At 66.1% G+C, this 22,991-nt stretch carries 14 protein-coding genes; 8 read left to right on the top strand and 6 right to left on the bottom strand.

All coding sequences use genetic code 11. The features are described from left to right. Positions 1-37 precede the first annotated feature (37 nt). Genes VGQ44_13705 through VGQ44_13695 form a run of 3 tightly spaced genes read right to left on the bottom strand, consistent with a single transcriptional unit; the run spans position 38 to position 3,992 of the window. Positions 38-2,782 carry an ABC transporter permease gene (locus VGQ44_13705; GenBank protein HEV8447880.1) on the bottom strand — a complete coding sequence of 915 codons (2,745 nt, stop codon included), beginning with the start codon at positions 2,780-2,782 and terminating at the stop codon, positions 38-40. A 3-nt stretch (positions 2,783-2,785) separates the two neighbouring features. Beyond that, complete coding sequence (locus VGQ44_13700) at positions 2,786-3,142, bottom strand: helix-turn-helix transcriptional regulator (protein ID HEV8447879.1); 357 nt, start codon at positions 3,140-3,142, stop codon at positions 2,786-2,788. Further along, positions 3,039-3,992 (bottom strand): AraC family transcriptional regulator, encoded by a 954-nt coding sequence (locus VGQ44_13695; GenBank protein ID HEV8447878.1) that lies wholly within the window; start codon positions 3,990-3,992, stop codon positions 3,039-3,041. Before VGQ44_13695 ends, VGQ44_13700 begins: the two co-directional genes overlap by 104 nt. A 142-nt stretch (positions 3,993-4,134) precedes the next feature. On the opposite strand from VGQ44_13695, the gene VGQ44_13690 reads away from it, so the two are divergent. Further along, the gene (locus tag VGQ44_13690; GenBank protein HEV8447877.1) at positions 4,135-4,602 is read left to right on the top strand and encodes a hypothetical protein; all 468 of its coding nucleotides are present in this window, start codon (positions 4,135-4,137) and stop codon (positions 4,600-4,602) included. An 8-nt stretch (positions 4,603-4,610) separates the two neighbouring features. Here VGQ44_13690 and VGQ44_13685 read toward each other — a convergent pair whose 3' ends face one another. Continuing rightward, complete coding sequence (locus tag VGQ44_13685; protein ID HEV8447876.1) at positions 4,611-5,042, bottom strand: CBS domain-containing protein; 432 nt, start codon at positions 5,040-5,042, stop codon at positions 4,611-4,613. 210 nt (positions 5,043-5,252) lie between these two features. Here VGQ44_13685 and glgP point away from each other — a divergent pair, with 210 nt between their 5' ends. From glgP to VGQ44_13660, 5 genes are all read left to right on the top strand, one after another. After that, a complete protein-coding gene (gene glgP / locus VGQ44_13680) occupies positions 5,253-7,376 on the top strand; it encodes an alpha-glucan family phosphorylase (protein HEV8447875.1) in 2,124 nt (707 codons plus the stop codon). Between the two features lie 251 nt (positions 7,377-7,627). Continuing rightward, positions 7,628-9,109: a glycogen/starch synthase gene (locus VGQ44_13675; GenBank protein ID HEV8447874.1), complete on the top strand. Its 1,482-nt coding sequence runs from the start codon at positions 7,628-7,630 to the stop codon at positions 9,107-9,109. Next, the gene (locus tag VGQ44_13670) at positions 9,106-10,773 is read left to right on the top strand and encodes a 1,4-alpha-glucan branching protein domain-containing protein (GenBank protein ID HEV8447873.1); all 1,668 of its coding nucleotides are present in this window, start codon (positions 9,106-9,108) and stop codon (positions 10,771-10,773) included. The genes VGQ44_13675 and VGQ44_13670 overlap by 4 nt, the downstream gene beginning before the upstream one ends. A gap of 6 nt (positions 10,774-10,779) precedes the next feature. Further along, positions 10,780-12,243 carry a DUF3536 domain-containing protein gene (locus VGQ44_13665; GenBank protein HEV8447872.1) on the top strand — a complete coding sequence of 488 codons (1,464 nt, stop codon included), beginning with the start codon at positions 10,780-10,782 and terminating at the stop codon, positions 12,241-12,243. Then, a complete protein-coding gene (locus VGQ44_13660; GenBank protein ID HEV8447871.1) occupies positions 12,240-14,165 on the top strand; it encodes an alpha-amylase/4-alpha-glucanotransferase domain-containing protein in 1,926 nt (641 codons plus the stop codon). Before VGQ44_13665 ends, VGQ44_13660 begins: the two co-directional genes overlap by 4 nt. Before the next feature lie 35 nt (positions 14,166-14,200). Here the strand turns inward: VGQ44_13660 and VGQ44_13655 are convergent, their stop codons facing one another. Then, positions 14,201-16,402, bottom strand: coding sequence for a hypothetical protein (locus VGQ44_13655; protein HEV8447870.1), 2,202 nt, complete (start codon positions 16,400-16,402; stop codon positions 14,201-14,203). 275 nt (positions 16,403-16,677) lie between these two features. Here VGQ44_13655 and VGQ44_13650 point away from each other — a divergent pair, with 275 nt between their 5' ends. Then, positions 16,678-18,642, top strand: a complete 1,965-nt coding sequence (locus VGQ44_13650) for a protein kinase (protein ID HEV8447869.1) — start codon at positions 16,678-16,680, stop codon at positions 18,640-18,642. An 81-nt stretch (positions 18,643-18,723) separates the two neighbouring features. After that, entirely contained in the window at positions 18,724-19,410 is a 687-nt protein-coding gene (locus VGQ44_13645) for a CHRD domain-containing protein (protein HEV8447868.1), read from the top strand. An 88-nt stretch (positions 19,411-19,498) separates the two neighbouring features. On the opposite strand, the gene VGQ44_13640 is transcribed toward VGQ44_13645, so the two are convergent. Continuing rightward, on the bottom strand, positions 19,499-22,657 hold the full coding sequence (locus VGQ44_13640) for a M14 family zinc carboxypeptidase (GenBank protein HEV8447867.1): 3,159 nt from the start codon (positions 22,655-22,657) through the stop codon (positions 19,499-19,501). Positions 22,658-22,991: the final 334 nt, after the last annotated feature.

The raw sequence follows: 22,991 nt of genomic DNA, 5'->3' as shown, positions 1-22,991 counted from the left end.
CGACCCGCGCGCGGCGAGCGTGCGCGATCGGTCTTCACTAGTCGGATCTCAGCGCCTCGATCGGATTCACCCGCTTCGCCCGAACCGCCGGGATCGCGCTCGCCAGCACGGACACGGCGAGCAACGTCGTCGCGCCGCCGACGAGAACGCCGGCGTCGCGCGGCGACGTGTCGAAGAGCAGCGGCGCAATGAATCGGCCGGCCCAGAGCGCAATCACCAAGCCGATGGCGACGCCGGCCGCCGCCATGCCCACGCTGTTCCGCAGAACGAGAAGGACGATCGATCTGCCCTGCGCGCCAAGCGCGAGCCGTACGCCGATCTCGCGCGTGCGCTGCGCGACGAGGTAGCTCATGACGCTGTACAGCCCGACCGCGGCGACGATGAGCGCGAGCACCCCCATCATCGCGAACACCGCGGCGCCGAGCTTCCATGGGCGCATTTGCGGATCGATCGCGCTCTGCATCGTGGTGGCGTTCACGAACGAGATCGACGGGTCGATCGAGAGGAAGAGCGCGCGCACGGTGCGAGTCACATCGGACTCGCGGCCCGGCGTTGGCCGCACGAGCAACGCGGTGCCACCCATGCCGCGCTCTTGCCCGAACGGCACGTAGTAGTTGAGTGCGGGGAACTCCTTGAGACCCCACTCGTGCGCGTCGGCCACGACGCCGACGATCCGCGAGCACGTCGTCAGGCTGTCTTTGCTGTTGCTCCAGTAGAGGCATTCGCCGACGACGCGGTCTCGATGCCAGAACGTTCGCGCCATCGCTCGGCTCACGATCGCCACCGGTTCGCTTCCGTCGCGGTCATTCGCCGTGAACGTGCGCCCCTCGAGCAGGCGTGTGCCGACGGTCTCGAAGTATCTCGGCGCGACCGCGCTGATGTTCGGTCCGGGCGCCTTGAACTCTGGAATGGAATCCCATCCTGGAATGCGCAGGGATTGTCCGAACGAGCTCTGAAAGGGAAGGCCGACGGACAGGCTTGCGTCTTCCACATCAGTGAGTTTGCGCGCGCGCCGCATCGCCTCGGTGTAGACCGATCGCCGGCGCTCGACTTCACCGGCGGCCTTCGGGTCGCCGATGCGAGCTGCGGTGGGATAGCGCACCTGGACGACCAGCACTCGGTCCGGCTGAAAGCCGAGGTCGATCGAACGAACATTCATCAACGAGCGAACGAACAGGCCCGCGCCGGTGAGAAGAACCAGCGATAGCGCCGCCTGCGAGATCGTGAGCGCGCTCCGCAGCCGCGACGACTGGCCTCCGCCTTCGCGTGCGCCGGCCTTGAGCGACGCCGTGAGATCCGGCCGGCTCGCGCGGAGCGCCGGGGCGAGCCCGGTCACGAGGCCAACGACGACGGCGATCGCCGCGGAAACGGCGAGCACGCGCGGATCCATCGGCGCCGACGGCCATTCTACGCCTGGAATGAGCACTCTCCGAATGAGTACGGCGGTCCACCACCCGATGGCCAGGCCGCCGACGGCTCCCAACCCGGCGAGGAGCATGCTCTCGGTGAGCAACAGGCGCGCGAGACGTCCGCTCCCCGCGCCGAGCGCGATGCGGACCGCGATCTCGCGCCGCCGCCGCAGGGCGCGCGCGAGGAGAAGATTGGCGACGTTCGAGCAGGCGATGAGAAGAACGATGGCCGTCACACCGATGAGCCAGCGTGAAATCGTCAACTCGGTGGTTTCGTGGCCGTTGCTGTCGAACGAAAGCGGCGCGACCCAGAGGTTGTAGTCTTTGCCCGACGCATCGGGTCCGGCGTACGCGGCGCGATGCGCGGCAGTCGCGTCAGCGGACGCCTGCTCCTTGCTAACCCCCGACTTGAGGCGAGCGACGATTCGCAGCCACTGCGCGTTCCACGACGTTCTCCAGCGGTCGGTGACGCCGCGGGATCGAAGCGCCATCGGGATCCAGGCGTCGACCGGCGCGAGCTGTGGGCCGGTGAACCCGTGCGGCGCAACACCCACGACGGTATAGTCCTCGTCGCCAAGCTTGACCCTGGTGCCGACGACGCCGCTGTCACGACCGAACGCGCGCGTCCAGAGCGCGTCGCCGAGCACCACGACGTGCTGGGGAGCGTCCGGTGAATCCTCCGCCGCGCCGAAGAACCGGCCGAGCTGCGGGCGCACGCCCAGCAACGGAAAAAGGTCGTACGTCGCCGCGCCGAATGGAATGGATGTGGCGTCGGTGCCGGCGCCAAACGTCGTCGAGTTGACCGAATACGCCGCCACGTTCGCGAAAGAATGGGTGTCGCGCTTGAAGGTCTCGTACGACACCCATCCCATGGAGGAGCTGGTCTCGTCGCCGTTGGGCCCGGCGTGACGCGTGCGATAGAAGCGCATCACGCGTGACGGGTCGACGATGTACGCGGGCCCGCGAATCAGCAGGCGATCCACCGCGCCGAACGTCGCGGCGTTCGCGCCGATACCGAGAGCCAGCGTGACGACGATGAAAAGCGCCATGACTTTGTCTCGCCGGAGGCCTCGCACGGCGAAGCGAAGGTCGTCGCGCAAGTCGTCGATTAGATCGCGAAGTCTCATTCGGTCCTCCCGCCGCTCGGCGGATCGTTCGAGGTCGTGAAGCGCTTGCTCGACACTGCCGCCGAGCCGGTCGATGGCCTCGGCGCGGGCGGCGTCGCCGCTCATGCCGAGCGAGATGAGCTGCTCTGTGCGCGCCTCGAGAACGGATTCGAGCTCCGCCCGCGCGTCGGCGCGTCCGAGTCGGCGCAGGTGCAGCGCCATTCGGAAGAGTCGCCGTACGCCCTCGCGGATCGGAGCGCCGATCATGGCTCAGCGGCCCGCGGTCTTGGTGGCGAGCACCGTCGCGATCGCGTCTACATGGTCCGACAGCGCGCGTCCTTCCTTGTCGAGGAAGGCGCGGCCGGCTGCCGTGAGGCGGTAGTAACGCGCCCGGCGATCGTTCTTGGTGGTCCCCCACTGCGCGGTGACCAGCCCGCGGTCTTCCATGCGATGGACCGATTGGACGAAGGCGGCGTCCGCCACGGCGAGGCGGCCCGCCGACCTCGCCTCCAGCCACGAACCGTTAGCGCTCCTGATGCACCTTGCGCCAGGCGGCCGGGCTCGAGCCCGTGGCGCGCTTGAACGCTCGGCTGAACGCGGCTTCGGACTCGTAGCCGACCCGCTCACCGATGGACGCCACCTTGCCCGACCCGCGCGCGAGTTGATCGCTGGCGAGCTGCAGACGCCACTGTGTGAGATATTGCATCGGCGGCAGCCCGACGATCTCCGTGAATCGCTCTACGAGCACGGTGCGCGACGTCCCGACCTCGCGGGCAAGATCGGGAAGGCTCCACGCGCGCTCGGGCGTTTCGTGAAGCGTTCGCAGCGCCGGTCCCACGACCGCGTCGCCGAGTCCCGCGAGCCACCCGGTGTGTTTCTCGGAAAGCGACGCGACGTGACGGCGAAGCACCTCGACGAACATGAGCTCCGCCATTCGTGTCAGCATCGACTCGCTTCCCGGTTTCGGCTCACGTGACTCGGCGAGAGCGTACTTGGGAAATTCGGCGAGCCAATCGCCGGCGCCGCCCCGCGCGATGATCTGTCGCGGCAACGCCGAGAGAAGCGGATTGAATGGGCGGAGGTCGCAGCCGAGGAATCCGCAGACGAACGTTGCCTTCTCGGCCACCACGCCTCCGCCGATGGTCACCGTATTGGGATGGCGTGCCGGCGTCGCCGAAACGGTTAGGGCAGTCGCGCCGCGGCTCTCGCGGCTCGAGAGCAGGTTCGCGTCTCCTTGGGGAAACACGATCGCGTCGCCGGCCTGCATGAGTGTTTGCTGATCCCCGGCGACGCCACCCCAGCACGCGCCGGACGTGAGGATGTGGTACGAGATGAGATGCTCGGCGGCGGGATGTATACGCGGGACGAGCTTCTTCGCCTCGACCGTGAGGACGGACCACGGGTGCGTGGCCTCCACCATATAGAAGTAGGCGCCCGTGAGGCGCACGGCACGAAGGACGTCTGAAAGGGGATCCATTCAGTTGGCTTCGGATCGGCGGGATTGTTTTGATACGACCCGGGGGGTTTTGGTGACGGGCCTTCAATGGTAGCTCGCCATCTTGTGCCCGTCACCGTCAGGCGGCTCTTTGCTCTATACGATCTTCAGTCGCGGCCGGGCGTTGGGCACCACAGACCTCGGCTTCATCTACCGTCCCCGCGGCTTCCGGTGCGGCTGGCTCCATCCGACGCCGATCGGGGAGCGCTTACTCCCCATCGCCGCGGGGGTCGCGCCGGCGATGCGCGCCGAGTATATGCTTGGTCCTGATCCCACACTACACGCGGACGTACTCGCCGCGACGGATCAAGAGGAGGCGCTCGCCCTCGAGCTGCGGCGTGAGGACGGCGTCTTGATCGAGACCACCGACGTCGGGATCATCGACACCGAATATCTGCTCTCCATCCCCGTCGACGTAGACACGGACGAAGAAGACTGGGAGCTCACACCGGAGCAGGAAGCCGAGATCGCGGAGATCAGGGCGGAGTTCGAGGCCAAAGATCTCGTCGCCGCCGCGCACAAAGAGGAAGCGACGGAGTTTCCGCGCTATCAAGTGCAGGTCCATCTGGTGGACCCGTCCGACATTCCGTAACGGCTTGCTCAGTCGTCGCGGTGGCCGATCGCTCCCGGATGGAACGCGCCGCGTAGACGGCCGTAGAGCCGCTTCGTGACGTCGCTCATCGCGACGATGCCAACGACGCGTTGCCGGTCGTCGACGACGGGCAGTCGTCGAACCCGCTCTCGATTCATCACGTCCACGACGTCGTCGACGTCGTCATCGACGTGCACGACGGCCAGGGGCGGCTGAGTCATCAGGTCCGCGATACAGCGGTCGCCTTGTCGATCCGCCGCCACGCCTCTCACGACGATGTCGCGGGCGGTCACGATGCCGACGAGGTGGCGCGTCCGCAGATCGTCGATCACGGGGAGGACGCCCACATGCCGTTCGCGCATCATCGTGGCCGCTCGGGCTACGCTCTCGTTCCGCGTCACGACGGACGGGTTTGGGCACATCACATCACGCGCTTGCATCTCAGTCCTCTCGCGCAACACCATCACGGTCGTTTGCCGGTCAAGAGTAAAGCATTGGACGCGGTCTGGCGATTGCCATCAGGGAAACGCCCGTTCGCCGAAGGATCTTCCGCAGCAATCTGTAAGCCGAATGTGTAGCTAAACTTCGTCGTCTGAAGTTGTCAGCCTCATGCAATCCAGAACCGTTCACGGCAACGTATGAACTCGAGCTTGCCACCGCTCCCGCCACGAATCGCCGGCCTCGCCGACGTCGTGAGCAATTTGGCGTGGAGCTGGAATCGCGACGCGCGGGCCCTCTTTCGGGAAATGGATGAACGGCTCTGGCGGCGGTGTCGCTACGATCCGATCCGGCTGCTGCGCGAGATTGGTCCCGCTCGCCTCGAACGCTGCGCCGCCGACTCGTCATTCGTCGACCGGTACGACCGTGTCATGGCGTGGTTCGCGTCCGAGCAATCGGCGACGGACACGTGGTTCGCCAAGAGCTATCCCATGTTCGGCGGCCGCACGACCGCGTACTTCTGCGCCGAGTTTGGTCTGCATCACTCCGTACCGATCTATTCGGGCGGCTTGGGCGTCCTCGCCGGCGATCACTGCAAGGCAGCATCCGACCTCGGTGTGCCGCTCGTCGGCGTCGGGATTCTCTATCGCGCCGGCTACTTCAATCAGCGTCTGCGGAGCGACGGTTGGCAAGAAGAGACCAACGATCATTTCGACTTGGCGACGACACCTCTCGAGAAAGTCTCTGGACCCGATGGCAATACCAATCTCGCCACTGTTCGGCTCGCCGGGCGCGACGTCCACGTCAGTGCGTGGCGGCTTCGCGTCGGGCGGATTGAGGTGTATCTGCTCGACTCGAATCTCGACGAGAACCATCCGGACGACCGACAGCTGTTGAGCCAGTTGTATTCCGGCGGCGCCGACCTGCGCGTTCGTCAGGAGTGGCTGCTCGGCGTGGCCGGAGTTCGCGTATTGCGCGCGTTGGGTATCAACCCGGCGGCGTGGCACGCCAACGAAGGACACGCCGCGTTCATGATGATCGAGCGTCTGCGCGAGGAGATGCAGAACTTGGGCGAAGGGTCGTTCGACGCCGCGGTCGCTCGAATCCGCGCGACGACGTGTTTCACGACGCACACGCCGGTGGCGGCCGGTCACGACGCGTTCGGCCGCGATCTGCTCGCCCAGTGCGTCGAGCCGGGGTCGGGACCGTTGGATCTCGACCGGGTGATGGCGCTCGGCTTCAACCCGGAGCGCGGTCAGGACGTGTTCGACGTGACGGCGTCGGCCATTCGATTGAGCGAGCGCGTGAACGCCGTTTCACGGGCCCACGAAATGGTCACTCGGCGGATCTGGGCGCCGCTGTGGCCGACGACGCCGGAAGCGGACGTTCCCATCGGGCATGTGACGAACGGGGTTCACATCTCGACGTGGATGGCCAATCCGATGATCGGTTTACTCGACAAGCATCTCGGCTCGGATTGGGGAGCGCGTACGGACCGCCCCGAAACGTGGGAACAGGTGCTCTCCGTCGACGACGCCGAGTTGTGGCACGTCCACCGGCGATTGAAGGCGGCTCTGCTTCCGTTGGCCCGCGAGGAATCACGGCGCGCGTTCGCGTCACGCCAACGCGACACTGATCAGATCATCGGATCAGGCATCCTTCTCGATCCCGACGTCTTGACGATCGGGTTCGCGCGGCGCTTCGCGACGTACAAGCGTGCGAATCTCGTCTTTCACGACGTCGAGCGGCTGATTCGAATTCTCACCGACGGCTCGCGCCCGGTCCAGCTCGTGTTCGCCGGCAAGGCGCATCCCGCCGACGTGCCCGGCAAGCAGCTGCTCGAGGAGGTCTATCGCACGACGTGCGATCCGCGATTCCAGGGAAGGATTGCGTTTTTCGAGAATTATGATATGCATATCGCACACGTGTTGGTGCAGGGCGTGGATTTGTGGCTGAACACGCCGCGCGTTCCGCTCGAAGCGGCCGGAACCAGCGGAATGAAGGCCGCGCTCAACGGCGTGCCGCAACTCAGCACGCTCGACGGATGGTGGGCCGAAGGGTACAACGGCAAGAACGGCTGGGTCATCGACACGCTGCCCAACGAACCCGACAATGACGACGCGGTGGCTCACGCCGCCGAGCACGTTTACGATTTGCTCGAACGCGAGATCGTGCCGATGTACTACGACGCGACAGGCAACAACGCCCCATCGCGGTGGATGGCGGTGATGAAGAATGCGATTTGCGCCGCCGGTGTGTATTTCACCGCCTCGCGAATGGTTACCGAATACGTGCGTGACTATTACGTCCCCGCGATGAGTTCGCCCGCGGACTAGCGTTCGTTGGTTGAGACCGGCACACCGCGGAGCCGAGCCAATTGCAGGGAGGTTTCTTTACTCCCTGTACGAATTCTCCCGACGCCGGATCGGCACAACACCACGAAGTTTGGGTAGTACGTCGTCGCATAGAGCCCGTGTTGGCGTTCTAGATGAAGTTTGAGAAAATGGTGACTGATTCCAAACACAGCGTGAGGAGCTCGGCACAGCTGGCTCCCGTGCATGCGCAGCGCCCTTGGCGGAAACCGATCGTGTCCGTGCCTCCGGCATGGCCGATCGCCGTCCATGAGGTATCGACCGTCGTCCATCTCACGGCCGAGTATTGGCCATATGCGAGAACGGGCGGGCTCGGCGAGGCGGTGGCGGGCTTGGCAATGGCGCAGTCGCGCGCCGGCCAGCGCGTCATCGTCTACGTGCCGCTCTACCGCTCGATCCGGGAACGCCACGTCGAGCTGGTACCGGTCGGCGCCGCGTTTACCGTCGAGATCGGATCGCAGCAGGAGCGAGTCGAGGTCCTGCGCGATCCGTCGACGCGCTTCGGGCCGGAAGTCCGTTTCGTCGACGCACCCTCCTACTTCGATCGGCCCGGATTGTACGGCGACGAGCAGGGCGACTACGCCGACAACGACCAACGATTCGCGCTCTTCTGTCTTGCCGCGTTGACGGACGCCGCGACCCTGGATTCGCGGGTGAGTGTGATCCACGCACACGACTGGCACGCCGCGCTGGCTCCCGTATTTCTGCGAGCCGATCCGCGCTTCTCGGAATTGGCGAGCTCGGCGTCCGCGGTCGTCTCCGTGCATAATGCGGCCTTCCAGGGCCAGTTCGAACGCTCGGCGCTCGAGGAGATGCACTCCCTACGCGAGCTGCGAGAGACCGGCGGGCTCGAGGCGTTCGGGAGACTGAATCTCCTCAAAGGTGCGCTGACGCTTGCCGACTTCGTCGTCACTGTCAGCCCCACACACGCGTTCGATTTGACGTCCGAGCTCGGCGGATTCGGCCTGCACGACGCCTTTCGCGCGCTCGGCGACCGGCTCGTCGGCATCACGAATGGGATCGACCAGCGGCTCTGGAATCCGGTCAACGATCCGTTCATCGCGGCGGCGTACTCGGCCGCCGACCTGAGCGGAAAGGCGATTTGCAAATCCGCGCTGCAGATTGAATACGGCCTGCACGAGGACGACAGGATTCCTCTCTTCGCGATGTCGGCCCGGCTCACCGAGCAGAAAGGCTTCGACATCGTTCTCGCCAGCGACTTCGTCCGTTCGTCCAACGCCCAGTTCGTTTTCCTCGGCACCGGCGAGCGGCGCTATCAGGACGCGCTGCGGCAGCTGGCGCGCGAGCGTCCCACGCATGTCGCGGCGCAGTTCGACTTCACCGACGAGCGCGAGCACAAGCTGCTCGCCGGGGCCGACTTCCTACTGATGCCGTCGCTGTTCGAGCCCTGCGGTCTCACGCAGATGCGCGCGCAGCGGTACGGCGTGTTGGTCGTCGCGCGGCGGGTAGGCGGCCTGAGCGATACCGTCGACCCGGACGTCGGCTTCATCTTCGACGAATACGATCCAGCGCAATTGAGCGACGCGTTGACGCAAGCCGAGCATGCGTTCCAGGACGAAGAGATGATGACGGCCATGCGGCAACGCGCCATGGCTCGTGACTTCGGGTGGCCGGCCGTCGTTCCGGCCTACGACGCGGTGTACAATCGCGCCGCGGGCCACAGCGAGGTCTGGTGATCTCCGCTCGAAGAAGTGGCAGCCTCGACTTCGTGCTCGTGCTTCACATGCACGTGCCGCACGTCATGAGGCACGGCCGCTGGCCGCACGGCAGCGACTGGCTCATGGAAGCGATCGTCGACTCGTACCTCCCGCTGATCGACGTCGTCGAGCGGCTGGCGCGAGAGGGCGTCGATACGCCGCTCACCGTGAACGTCACGCCGATCGTCGCGACGCAGCTGGCGGATCCGCGGCTCCCCGCGGAGGTGCGACGATTTCTGGCGCAGCGCCTGGAGGCGTGCGACGCCGACGAGCAGGATCTCGACGCGCGAGGCGACTCCGAGCTGGCAAACGTGGTGCGCCACTGGCGCTCGTGGTTTTCCGCGCGCGCGGCACAGTTCGAAGCGATCGGCGAGAACATCATCGGCGCGCTTGCGCGCCTGCAACGAGCCGGACGCATCGAGCTCATGAGCTCCGGTGCGACGCACGGATTTCTCCCGTTGCTCGCGCGCGACGAGAGCATCCGTCTTCAACTACTCGTCGGACGGAGCGAGCACGAGCGCTTCTTCGGCCGAGCGCCGGCCGGATGCTGGATGCCGGAGTGCGCCTACCGGCCGTCAGGATTCTGGTCGCCGCTTCCCGATGTTGCGCCGCGCACACGCGCGGGGATCGAGACGTACCTCGAAGAAGCCGGGTATCGTTTCACCGTCATAGACTCGCACTTGGCGAGCGCGGGCCAGCCCCTCGACGCGTACGGCGGTCGCCGGTCGTCACGCGAATTTCGCCCGAGCATCGATCGGTCCCCGTACGGCAACTACTCGATCGGCGCCGGCAAGAATGCGGTTCGCGCGCTCGTCCGCGATCCCGTCACGACTCGGCAGGTCTGGAGTCGCGACGGCGGATACCCCGGCGCCGCGCCGTATCTCGAGTTTCACAAGATGCGCTTTCCCGGCGGCCTGCAGCTCTGGTCGGTGAGCGGTGCCGGCGTGTCGCTGGGCGACAAGCAGACATACAGCGCCGCCGCCGCGGCCGAAGCGGCTCGCTTTCACGCCGGCCATTTCGCCCACGTCCTCGACACGGTCGCGCGTGAGAGCTGTTCCGTCGACGGCGTGCTCGTGGCGCCATTCGACGCCGAATTGTTCGGGCATTGGTGGTTCGAGGGACCGGAGTTCCTCGGCGCGATGTATCGCGCGCTCCGCGATCGGCCGTCGATTCGTCCTGTGACCGCGTCCGATCACATCGATTCGACGAGCGCCACGCCGCTCGAGCTTCCGGCCGGCTCGTGGGGGCGCGACGGCGACTTCGGCTTCTGGCTCAACGACGCGACGGCCGGAATGTGGCGGCGCATGTGGGCATTGGAAGACCGTTTCTGGAACGTCGCGCCGGAGGCCCTCGCGCGCGAAGACACGCGCGTCGTATTGGCACAGGCCGCCCGATCTCTTCTCCTCGCGCAGTCGTCGGACTGGGAATTCATGATCTCGGCCGGCGAGGTTGCCGACTACGGCGAGACTCGCTTCTCGATGCATGCGAGCGACGCCGAGTCGCTGGTCGAAGCACTGGAGCACGGAGAGGGGTTCGAGGCCGTCGGACGTCTCCTCGACGTGCTGTCCGAGCGTGATGCCATATTTCCCAACGTGCTCGACTCGGTCGCGCAGGTGCTCGAATCGCACGCGGTGGCTGTGTAGCGCTCGATGGCCGACGCCATCGTCCATTGTCACTTCTATCAGCCGCCGCGCGAGGATCCCTGGCTCGACGTGGTTGAGGCGGAGCCGTCGGCCGCTCCCTTTCATGATTGGAACGCACGAATCACGCATCAGTGTTACGAGCCGTTCGGCGCGGCGCGGCTGCTCGACGCGGCCGGCCACGTCGTTCGCCGGATCAATCTGTACGAGTGGGTGAGCTTCGACGTCGGCACGACGCTGGCTCGTTGGCTGGAGCTGAACGCGACCGACACGTACGAAGCAATTCTCGCCGCGGATCGCGCGTCCGCGGCGCGCCTCGGGCACGGCAACGCCATCGCGGCGCCGTATCACCACGTGATTCTTCCGTTGGCGTCGCCACGCGACCGCGCGACCGAGATTCGCTGGGGCATCGACGATTTTCGCCGACGCTTCCAACGCGAACCGGAAGGATTCTGGCTGCCGGAAACGGCCGTGGACGAACAGACGCTCGTCGCGCTCGCCGAAGCGGGGATCAAGTTCACCATTCTGGCGCCGCACCAAGTGGAGCACGTTCCCCCCGGCGGCGCGCCGCTCAAGTTCTCGGCGGGCGGCGGGCGGACGATCGCGCTCTTCATATATGATGGCGGCCTCTCGCACGACGTCGCGTTCGGGCGCGTGCTCGACGACGGAACAGAGCTCGCCCGCCGACTCGGCCCGGACCGCGCGAGCGTCGCCAACAAGGGAGCCGGCGCATCGCTGCGAGCCATCGCGCTCGACGGCGAGACCTTCGGCCATCACAAGCAGTTCGCCGAGATGGCCCTCGCGCGCGCCGTGTCCGAGTTGACGACGCGGGGCGACGTTTGCATCGAGAACTTCGGATCCGCCCTCGCGCGCAACGCGGCGACGGCGGCGGGCGAAGCCATACTCGTCGAGGAATCGTCGTGGAGCTGCTCGCACGGCGTCGAGCGCTGGCGATCCAATTGTTCGTGCGGCATGGACGCCAAGCCATCGCACGAGTGGCGCCGTCCGCTGCGGTCGGCGTTGAACTGGCTGGCGCGCCAGCTCGACGACCGCTACGCCGAACAGGCCGCGCTGCTCGGGGGGGTGGGGGGCGATCCGTGGAAGATTCGCGACGGCTATGGCGCCGTCGCCGCGCTCTCGCTCGACGAGCGCCGCGCGTACGTGGAGTCGATAGCCGACAAGGCCAACATCGACGGGGCGGTGTCTCTCTTCGACGGTGTTCGTGCGCGCCTGGGAATGTTCGGCTCGTGCGCCTGGTTCTTCGACCGCGCCACCGGCCACGAGACGGAGTTGATGCTCCGCCTCGCCGCCTTCGCCATCGGCGCGATCGCCGGTGACGATTCCGCGCTCGAGCGCGAATTCATCGAGCGGCTCGCGTTCGCGAAAGACGGCATGCCCGGCGGCGGCGACGCCGCAACTGTCTATCGCACGCGTGTCATGCCGCTTCGTGAAGGCGGAGCGCACGCTCGATGAGCGAGAAACGCCCGGTGCGTTTCGTGTTCGGCCTGCACCTCCACCAGCCCGTGGGAAATTTCGACCACGTCTTCGAGGCCCACGCCGCCGACGTTTATCGTCCGCTCGTCAAACAGCTCGCGCGGCACGAGCTCCGACCGGTGCTGCTCCACATCTCCGGCCCGCTCATCGAGTGGCTCGAGCAGCACGACCACGCGCTGCTCGACGACATCGCCCGCCTCGTCGCCGACCAAGCGATCGAGCCGCTGCTCGGCGGCATGTACGAACCGATCCTCGCGTCGCTCCCGCGACGCGACCGCGTCGAGCAGATCGCGTGGCACCGTGAGTCTCTCACACGACTGTTCGGTGTCGATCCGACGGGCCTCTGGCTGACCGAGCGCGTCTGGGAGCCCGACTTGCCGGCCGATCTCGCCGAAGCGGGCGTCGAGTACGTGCTCGTCGACGACCGGCATTTTCTGATCAGCGGCTACGATCGCGACGAATTGCACGTGCCCTTCCGCACGGAAGCCGACGGCCGCGCGGTGTCGGTGCTCGCCATCGACGAGCGGCTGCGCTACTCCATTCCCTTCCAGGACCCGAGCGCCACCGCCGATCTGCTTCGATCGCTCCGCGACTCCGGCGCGCCACTCGCCGTGTATGCGGACGACGGCGAGAAGTTCGGCGGCTGGCCGGGCACGAAGGACCTCGTGTACGGGCGCGGATGGTTCGATCGGTTCTGCGACATGATCGGCAGGCTGCGGGACGAAGGCGTCGTGGAGATGGCGAGCGGCCGACACGCGGTGCGCGACGTGCCGTCGCGTGGGCCCGTGTACCTGCCGACGGCGTCGTACAAGGAGATGGAAGGCTGGTCGTTGCCAGCCGAGGCCTCGCGGAGGCTCACGGCGCTCGAGCGCGACCTTGGCGGTCAGCGCATGGCGGGGCCCGACGGAGCGCTGGTTCGCGGCGCGCACTGGCGCAACTTTCTCGCGAAGTACACGGAAGCGAATCGGCTGCACAAGAAAATGGTCGCGTTGAGTGCCTTGAGCAGACAGCGCGGCGATCCGCTGGAGGCGCGACGCGCCGTGGGGCGAGCGCAGTGCAACGACGCGTACTGGCACGGCGTGTTCGGTGGTTTGTATCTGCCGCATCTTCGCGGTGCGTTGTGGCGCCAGCTCGCGATCGCGGAAGGAATGCTGCGCAGCGGCGAGCGATTGGACGCCGAAATGTTCGACCTCGACCAGGACGGCGCTGACGAGGTTTGGGTCCACAGCTCGTCTTTCTCGGCGATCGTCGCGCCGGCGCGAGGCGGCGCGATCGTCGAATACTCTCACTTTCCTCTCGGCATCAACTACGCGGACGTGCTCACGCGGCGTCGCGAGGCGTATCATCTGCCGCCGCTGAACGAGCACCAATCAGAGCACTCAGCTGGATCGGTAGCGAGCATTCACGATCTGGAGTCGGGGTTCGGACTCTCAGCGCCTCCGCCGGTGGATCTCGACGATCGGGCGATCGGCGTCGCTCGCGTTCTGGCTGCTGGGCTTACACAGGAGAGCTACTCGGCCGCGCGATTCGCCCCGGTTGCGTCGTGGGCGCGCGCGCGGTGCGACACGGACATCGTCTCGAGTGGTGAGTGTCTCGAGGTTCGGTGTCGAGCTCCCGGGTTCTCGGTCACGTGGTCGTTCACGCCGAATGGCAGAATTCAGGCGGCGTGGGCTTGGGATGGGTCATCGTTCGGCGACGGCGATCGCTTCGCGCCGGAAATGACGTTTGCGTCGACCGTGCCCGTGAATGCGCCGAGCGCTTTGGCGATCTGGCGAGATTCAGTCGAGACGTACGCCAAATCGGAGCGCGGGTTGGAGCGGGTGCGTCAGGGCGAGAGCGTTACGCCGCTCTTCGATGCGAGAACGGGCGGAGCGACGCTGGCCTTGTTCGCACGCGAGTGATGGCGCGCCAGACCCAACGCTTCAACTGATTCGCCTCACCGACGGCGCGTCCACAACGTGATTGGCCGGAGCCGATCGAAGCTCGATGACGTGCTGCCCACGCCGGCGAAGAGCATTCGCTGACCATCTACCGGGGTCGCGCCCAGCAGCGGCAGAAAGCTTCCGGAGGCTGCGTACACCTGCCAATCCACCGCCGTGCCGGTCTTGAGTGCCCATGCGGGGTCGTAGCCCGCACCCGCAAAATCCGGAATGTCGATCGCCCAGGTGGCCGGGGTCGCGCCCAGGTAGGCGGCGGTCTTGAACACCGCGACCACGTTCGCACCCTGACCAAATTGCGCTAACGCAGCAGCGTTGTATTCGGCCTGCGACGCGAGTTGAGCGTGGAGCCGCAGGTAAGGACTCGTAGCCACTGACGAAACCGTCGGCTGGTTGAGCTTCGGGCCAAAGGTCACGTTGTCGCCAACCACGGAATGGTGCATCAGAATGGCGGTCCGAATGGAGGATCCACCGGTTGGCGTGGCGTCGACCTCCACGACATGCAGGTCGCTCGGCTGGAGGAGTGTATCGGGTACGCCCGCGTAGCCGACCCCCCCGTTCGGGCCGCCGAGGCCACTCATGTATGGGGACGAGATGCCGTTCGAAGTGAGGAACGACGCGCCGAGTGAAATCTGATCCGGAAGGCCGTTCGTCGTGCTGATCGGCGTGAAGGCGGGGACCGCGGCCTCGACGCTGTTGAAGTCCAGCGGCGGGATGGTGGTCGCGTAATTGACGTCCCGCCGGAGGATGAGCCGCGGAAATCCGAGCGAGCCGTTTGCGTTGACGACGGTGATGACCGCGAGCAGATCGCGACGCCCCGGTGGAACGCTGTCCAGCGTCCATGAATTCATTTGCGGCTGGTGAATTTGCACGGATGCGCCGCCAATCGTGACCGTCGCGAAGGCGGTCGTAAGAATCCCCGTGGCCGAACTCGTGAGCCGCTTGGTGCCGGCCGCCGGGATGAGACCGCCGCAAAAACTGCCGAGCGCGAGCGACACGATCTCATCGTGGCTTCCGTAGAACGCCGTGGTGCTGAACCCCGTTCCGTCAGGCGTCACCCATGCAAACGCGCCTGTCGCACCCACGGTGAACGTGAACGTGTTGTTCGACGGCGTGATCTTCGTCCACGCGCCAGTTCCGTTTTGGGCCGCAAACCAGATCGGGAGTGCACCTGGATCACAGTTCGCGAAGCTGAAGGCGACGTCGCCGCTGCCGCCCGGCGCCGACGTGACGTGCAAATTGAGCGTAGCCGTTTGGGTGCCTGTAACTCCGGTGCCCGTGGCCGAAATGCCGATCGGAAAGTTCCCGACGGGAACGGCGCTCGTCGCGGCGATGCTGAGCGTCGCGGTGTTCCCCGTGATGTTTGGGTTCGTAGAGATTGTGATGCCGCTCGGCGCGCCGGTCAGCGCAAAAGTCACCGCGCCCGCGTATCCATTGACTCGGTTGATGTTCGCGGTAGCCGTCGTGTTACCACCCTGAGCGACGCTGGCCGTGCTCTGATCGAGCCCGATGGAGAAGGCCTGCGCCGTGCTGTTGAAGGTTGCGGTGACGTTGGCCGCCGTCGTGAGCGTGAACACGCAGGTCGTGACCGAGCCGGCGCAAACCCCGCCGGCCCAACCGGCGAACGCGTTGCCGTTCGCTGGAGTAGCAGTCAACGTCACGCTCGTTCCGGCCTGGAACGTCGTGTTGCACGCGCTGCCGCAGTTGATGCCGGCCGGGTTGGAGGTGACCGTTCCGGTGCCCGTCCCGTTCCGCGACACGATCACCTGCGGGCGAAACACCTGCAGCGAGATCGGGATCTCCGACCTGGTGCTGTCGGCACCGCTGGCCAAGACGCGGATCAAGAACAGGGACGCCGGCGCGTCCATCGCCGCGGTCAGCGTGAGCGTGCTCGTGAGCACGGCCCCGGTCAGCGTCGCCGGGTTGAACGCGGCGGTCACCCCGGTGGGCAACCCGTCGACGCTCAGCGTCAACGGCGCGCTGTATCCCGTGCGCGTCACGCTCAGCGCGACGCTCTGGGTAGCCCCTTGCAGCAGGCTTACCGAGGTGGTTGGGCTGGTCAACGTGATGGTGCCGCCGTCCGATCCGCCATCAGTTGCGCCCGCGGCTCCGCAGCCGTACGCGGCGAGAGCGAGGGGGAGGGGGAGGAGCACGGTGAGGAGTGCACGGCGCCGGCTGGGAGCGGGAGTGCGCGCGATCATCGTGGAATTGTAGGCCAAAGATTCTACAGGAGGGAACGTCGAACGGGGATCTCTAAATTGCTCGCCGTCGGCGAGACGTCAAGGAGTGCGACGAGCCGCGGAGTTCCACCGTCGCCCAAGCCGGCGTGGCCACGCTGATTTTCGTCGGCCCTCGTTCGAGGTCCCCGCACACCGCCACGGTTCTCGTTCCAGGTCTCCGCACGCCGCCGCCGCACCCGTTCCCTTGCCACAATCGCCCACCGTCGCCATGATGCCCCACCCCACACCACTCTCGCGTGCGCGCTCATCTCGAGTCTGTTCTCGCCGACCGCTATTCTCTGGAGCGCGAGCTTGGCCGCGGCGGAATGGCGACGGTGTGGCTCGCCAGAGACGTGCGCCACGATCGCGAGGTGGCGCTCAAGGTCATCGACCCTGAGCTTGCCGGCGCGATCGGCGTCGAACGCTTCGTGCGTGAGATTCGTCTCACCACCCGAGTCCAGCATCCGAACATCATTCCCGTGCTGGACTCAGGCGTGTGCCCCGGCCCCGACGGCGAAGCGCTGCCCTGGTTCACGATGACGTACGTCGACGGCGAATCACTGCGGCAGCGCATCGACCGCGAACGTCAGCTTCCGATCGAAGACGCGACGCGGATCGCCGAGTCGGTCGCCGCGGCACTGCAGGCCGCGCACGCCGGTGGAATCGTGCACCGGGACATCAAGCCCGAGAACATCCTGCTCGCCGGCGATCACACATACGTCGCCGACTTTGGCATCGCCAAGGCGGTGCTCGACACGGGAAGCGAGCGTCTGACGAGCACTGGCATCGTCATCGGGACGCCCGCCTACATGAGCCCCGAGCAGGCGAGCAACGACGTCGTGGGCCAGCGAAGCGACCAATACGCGCTGGCGACGGTGATGTACGAGATGCTCGCCGGCGAACCGCCGTTCACGGGCGCGAACGCGCAGGCGATCATCGGGCGCCGGCTCGCCGAAACGGCTCGGCCGATTCGGTCGGTACGGGCTACCGTTCCGCTGCCACTCGAGGCGGCGGTGCTGCGCGCGCTCGAGCGCGTTCCGGCGGACCGATTCGCCAGCGTCTCGGATTTCGCGGCTGCGCTGCGCAGCTCCACTGCTTCACACGCGACAACACCACGACGTGCGACGCTCGGCTGGCGCGGGGTGATCGCGGCGCTGCTCATCGTCGCGGTGGCCGCCGCGAGTCTGTTGGTCGCGCGAGGACTGCGCACGACGCACACGCCGAGCCCTGAGGCGCAAGCGGCCTATCGACGCGGGATGCAGAGCTACGCGAAACGCACGCCGATCGGCGCGAGCGACGCCGTAGCATCGTTCAACGCCGCCATCGGCCTGGATTCGACGTATGGCGAGGCGTGGGCCGCGCTCGCGAAGGCCTACATTCAGGCGTATAGCCGCGGCTTCGTCCTTCCAGGCGTAACACGCGACGGGATTCCGCGCTTAGCGCTCTCCGCGCTCGATCATTCAATCGACGCGGATCCGCGGAACGCGGACCTGTGGGTCGCGAAGGGCATCGTCCTCCGGGAAATCGACCCCACCAATCCGGCGCCGATGCTCCGTTCGTTTCAGCAAGCCGTAAAAATGGACTCGACGTTGGCGCAAGCGTGGCAGCGGCTCGGCGGCGCTCTCATGGAAATGGGGCGGTCCGATGACGCGCTCGCGGCGTTCAGGAGATCCGTCGCCGTCGACCCCGGCTACACGGAGGGCGTGTCATTCATGGCGCTCGCGCACTACTGGCGGCGACAATACGACAGCGCCTCGCACTGGGCCGACAGCGCGGTCAACGTCGACGGCAGCTACCTGCTCGCGCGACAGGCAGAAGGCTACATCGCGGTCGAACGAGGCGAATTCGCGCACGGTGCGGCGGCCTTCGAGGCCGCGAAGCTCGTCACCACCGACATCGAGCGCGCGCACGCGTTCGCGGAACAAGCACTGGTCTCGGCGCGCGCCGGCCGGCGCCCCGAGGCGCGCCGGTTGTTGATTCAGGCAGAGTCGATCGCGACGACGTTCTCACCGACCGTGGCGCACACGGCGATCTACCTGTCACAACCGTACGCCGCGCTTGGAGACAGGGATCGCGCCATCAAGTGGCTCAAGCGCTACGCGCGGCCGGCGGACGCCCACTTCCAAATGCACATGCGGTGCGATCCGCCGTTCGATCCGCTCGCGAACGATCCGAGGTTCCGGGCGCTGTTGGTTTCTCCGAGGCCGACGCACGGCTGTTGAGAGACGGTTGCGGAGGGGGTTTGGAGACCGCACCGCACCCCGTAACGGCTCGGTCTGTCGAGCATACGAAACGTGGGTGGCATGGAACCAGCAGCGACTTGCGCCCGCTTTCTCATGGTGTGCGGGCGCGGCAGTGTCTCGCGCAGAGCTCCCAGGCCAACGCTGCAAGGAGAGACGATGATGACGCATATCAGCAGAGCAATTTCCACGGCCATCGTGTGTGCGGCTGCCGCCGCGTGCGCATCCGAGAAGCCAACCTCCCCATCGGAGGCACGGATCCCGCTCTTCGCGAGGTCGAGCGCCGAGAATAACCTCGGGACACATCTCGACGGGGATGATGAGAACCCGCCGCATGCGACCCAGGCTCAGGGCCAAGCCACGTTTCGAATCAGCGATGATGGAAAATCGGTTGACTACACGCTGATTTCGGCGAACATCGACAACGCGTTCATGGCGCACATTCATATCGGCCCGGTCGATGTGAACGGCCCGATCGTCGTGTGGCTTTTCCCCAGCACCGCGCCCGTTCCGGGTCCACTCGGAGCCGGACGCTTCGACGGCGTATTGGCCCGCGGAACGTTCACGGCGGCGAACCTCGTCGGTCCGCTCGCTGGTCATTCGCTCGCCGAGCTCATCTCGGCGATGCGTGACGGCGGGGCGTACGTCAACGTTCACACGAACGATGGCGTGGACGGGACCAATACCGGCCCTGGTGATTTTCCGGGCGGCGAGATCCGCGGGCAGCTCAACGTGCCTGGCGGGCGGTGAGGATCTTCGGTCGTTGTGCAGACTGTAAAAGCGCCGCCGCAGTCGACACAAGCGGACTGCGGCGGCGCCCTTACAACTGCGGCAGACGCTAGCGGGGATCCACCTTCCTCCCCGCATTCAAGTTGTCAAAGTTCATTATCGTATTGAACACCAGCGGATACGTCCCCACCGTCTCCCCACGATAAATCGGGTTGATCGAGAAGAGCACGACGTGTCCCTTCTCCAACGGCGAATCGACGACGGCCGGCCGCTGCGCGATGTCCCCGCCACCACTCAACAATCCCGAGACCAGCAGATCGTTCTGCGCTGAGTACCGCAACGCCACGCGCGGACGCTGATCCGGCGGAATGATGTTGAGCGGGTTCCGGAGCTGCTCCTCCGTCGGCACGGCGTACGCCCACGGCTGCACCGTCGGACGCACCGGGGCCTTGAACCGCTCTTCCAATGCGGGGCGGCCCTGGACCTCATCGATATCGTCCGGCGTGCCGCGGCCCGTCTCGCGGTTCGCGCCACCACCACCACGTCCGCCGGCGCCACCACCGCCGCCTCCCCCGCCACCACGGCCGCCGGCGACGCGCGAGGCGCTCACACTGAAGCTCTCGCCGCCATCCGTGTACGCCGAGATGCCGTCGGCGACGCCGTAGACGATCGGGCTCGCGTCGTCCACGACGCGCGTGCGGAGGTACGTGCCCGTCACCGTGCCGCGCGCCGGCGTATTCATCCCGACACCGTTGGTCAGACCTTCATCAATGGCGAACTGGCTCGACGCCACCGCACCGATGTACACACCGCCGTTCTTCACGAACTTCTGAAGATTCTCGAGGCCGTCGTAGCCCATGCCCGGCCGGATGTCGTCCGTCTCCGCCATCTTGCCGAGGTTGGGCGTCAGCTCCGAGACCTTCCACGGAACCGGGTTGCGCCACATCGGCATCCCCTCGATCACCGCTCGGCCCGCGCCACCGCCGGGGCCGAAGATGATCACGTCGTACTTGGAGTTCAGGTCCGAAGTCTTCTTGAGATCCTGAATGCTGATGTAGTCGAAGGGCACGCCGTTGAAGTCGAACGCCTGGCGCCACCAACCCTCGGTCTGCGTGTTCTGCCACGTATGCATGATCGCCACACGCGCCGCGCGCACGGGGTGCGTCTTCACCGTCGGCGCGCTCGCGACCGCGGTCACTTTGAGGCCGACTTCCTTCGCCGCGGCGTCGAGGTCGGACTGCGACACGCCCTTGATCACCCACGAGCCGCGCTTGTACGACGTGCCGCCCGCGTCGAAACCTTCCTCGGCGGCCTGAATGTCGGCGCTCTTGAGCTTGTAGCGCAGCGTGACGAGACCGTTGTCGCCGTTGGCGTTGATGAGGAACGTGCTGCCCGTCCCCGTCACGCCGCCCGGCGCCTTCACCTCGCCCTTCACCGGCTCCATCGGGGCGCCGAGTACTTTCGCGTCGGTCACGCGCACGGCGGAAACGGCGAAGCCTTCGGGGAAGGTCCAGCCGGTGTCGTCGTACGGCGACTTCTGCGGATCGTTCGGCGACCAGAACTGATAGTCGAGCAGCGCGTCGGCGATGCGCGAGTACGGCTGGTCCATGCGCACGATGTAGCTGCCCGCGGGGAACTCGCGCGTCTCGGTCGCCGGCGCGCCCTGCTGCTGCGCGTCGGTTGCTTGAGCGCCGGCGTCGGTCGCATTTCCTCCTGCTCCTCCCGCCGCGCCGTTCGCCGCACCCCGTCCCGTGCCTCCTCCTCGACCACCGCGCCCACCCCGACCTTGTGCCACGACCTTGACAGGCATGATCACGCTGAACGCCGCCGTGGCACGCGAGATCTCGACGCGCTGCTTTTGGAGAACTCTCAACAGCTCGGCTTGCGCGCCCGGACGCGGATCGTTCGCCGTGAGGACATACGCCGCGGGACCTTCGGTCTTCGCCTTCAGGATCGAGCGCTTCGATTTCTCGTAGAAGTTCTCGAGGATCTGGTGCCGGTTGTTGGCGATGTAGCTGAGCGAGACGAGGAGACCCGTCTGCTCGTAATTGTTGTTGTTGCGCAGCGACCAGTTCACGCGCGGGAGCGGCGGATTCTGTCGGTACCACGTGCGCGACGTCTCGTTCGTGCCGAGGATACGCTCCTGCGTGTCGGCGTTGCCGCCGTTGCCGAACGTTTCGTACAGACGCGAAATGCCGTTGTGCGTCGCGGCGATGAACATCAAGTAGCCCGGCGACCACGTGTCAAACGTGCCATGCGCGAAGACACCCGGCATGCCGAAGCGCGTCATCTCTTGCACGTTGTTCCAGCCGATGAGCTGCCACTCGTTCGTCACGAGCGGATCGAGCCACGAGTTGTAGGGGCCGTCGCCGACGGTGTTGTCGTACATGTACGCGACCGACTCGTGCAGGTCGTGCAGCACTTGCGCCTTCGAGTCCACGTACTCGTTGAGAATGTTCTGCGTGAGCTTGAGCGTCATCCCCATCGCGTCACGGTTGTTGTCGTGACGGACGTAGTGTCCCCAGTAGATCGCGTCGGGCGCGACCTGTCCCGGGTGCGCCTTCTTCCAGTTGTAGACGTCGACCACGCGATCGCGTCCGTCGACCTCGACGATCGGCGTGATGAGCGTGATGACGTGCTCACGGATATTCCTTATATAGGGCGCGTCGTCGACCGCCAGCCGATACGCCAGCTCCATGAGCGCCGTCGGCGCGCCGGCTTCGGTCGAGTGAATCGTGCCCGTGATGTAGTAGACGGGCGCCGCGCTGCTCGCGATCTGCGCGGCTTGCTTGTCGTCCATGTTGATCGTGCGCGGATCGGCGAGCTTGGCGAGCGCGGAACGATTCTGCTCGTACTTCGCCATGAGCGCGTCCGAGCCGATGGCGACGGCAATGTGTTCGCGCCCTTCTTCGGTCGTGCCGATCGACCACACCTTCACACGATTCGGCATCGCCTTGGCGAGCATGCGCATGTACTCGTACACCTCCTTCGAGTACGGCAGCTTGCCCGGCGCGCCGGCGATGTCGCCAAGCACTGCCTTGGGCGTCGGCACGCCGGCTTTGGCCGGCATGTAGTCGACGAGCGGCGACAGGAAGAAGGACTCGGTCGTGTACTCCTTGATCTTCTTCGTGTACTCCTCGTCGAGCGGCTGATTCGTGGCGCGGCCCGGCGGCGCGTTCGCCAAGTCTTGCTGCGCGGGAAGAATGGCCGCCGGCAGTGCGGTAATGAGGCCGGCGAGCGCGAGAACGTGTGCGGGGAAACGCCGCATTGGGACAACCTCTTCGGGGCTTCTTGGGGGGCCTTAAGCGGGGGAAACTGCCGAGCGTCAAAGGTGGTCAGCGGGCGGTTTCGACGCCAGGTTCGCCGATTCCTCACCTAGCCGTCGGGCGACCGGGCGGGTTGCGTCGCAGAGGCAAGGGCCGGGGGGAAACTGAACGGCCAAAGCGGGGCGAACTGAAAAGCAGGACGGGAACTGCAAGCGTTTTTTTTTAGGACCTCGGTCGGTTACCGGTGGCTGATCGAGGTGTTTCAAAGAGGGGTTTAGCCCGTGTACAACACCGGCGACGCCGCTCCGAAGCCCGCGAAATAGGCGGTCGCGGCCA

This window comes from Gemmatimonadaceae bacterium, assembly GCA_036003045.1.
In the GTDB taxonomy this organism is placed as follows: Bacteria; Gemmatimonadota; Gemmatimonadetes; order Gemmatimonadales; family Gemmatimonadaceae; genus JAQBQB01.
The sequence above is the reverse complement of the archived record's forward strand: the minus strand, read 5'-3'. Positions and strand labels throughout refer to the sequence as shown.

Excerpts from the sequence above, each read along its gene's own strand:
- VGQ44_13705 (HEV8447880.1), bottom strand. The coding sequence starts at position 2,782 with ATGATCGGCGCTCCGATCCGCGAGGGCGTACGGCGACTCTTCCGAATG.
- VGQ44_13695 (HEV8447878.1), bottom strand. The coding sequence starts at position 3,992 with ATGGATCCCCTTTCAGACGTCCTTCGTGCCGTGCGCCTCACGGGCGCC.
- VGQ44_13685 (HEV8447876.1), bottom strand. The coding sequence starts at position 5,042 with ATGCAAGCGCGTGATGTGATGTGCCCAAACCCGTCCGTCGTGACGCGG.
- VGQ44_13665 (HEV8447872.1), top strand. The coding sequence starts at position 10,780 with ATGGCCGACGCCATCGTCCATTGTCACTTCTATCAGCCGCCGCGCGAG.
- VGQ44_13660 (HEV8447871.1), top strand. The coding sequence starts at position 12,240 with ATGAGCGAGAAACGCCCGGTGCGTTTCGTGTTCGGCCTGCACCTCCAC.
- VGQ44_13655 (HEV8447870.1), bottom strand. The coding sequence starts at position 16,402 with ATGATCGCGCGCACTCCCGCTCCCAGCCGGCGCCGTGCACTCCTCACC.
- VGQ44_13645 (HEV8447868.1), top strand. The coding sequence starts at position 18,724 with ATGGAACCAGCAGCGACTTGCGCCCGCTTTCTCATGGTGTGCGGGCGC.
- VGQ44_13640 (HEV8447867.1), bottom strand. The coding sequence starts at position 22,657 with ATGCGGCGTTTCCCCGCACACGTTCTCGCGCTCGCCGGCCTCATTACC.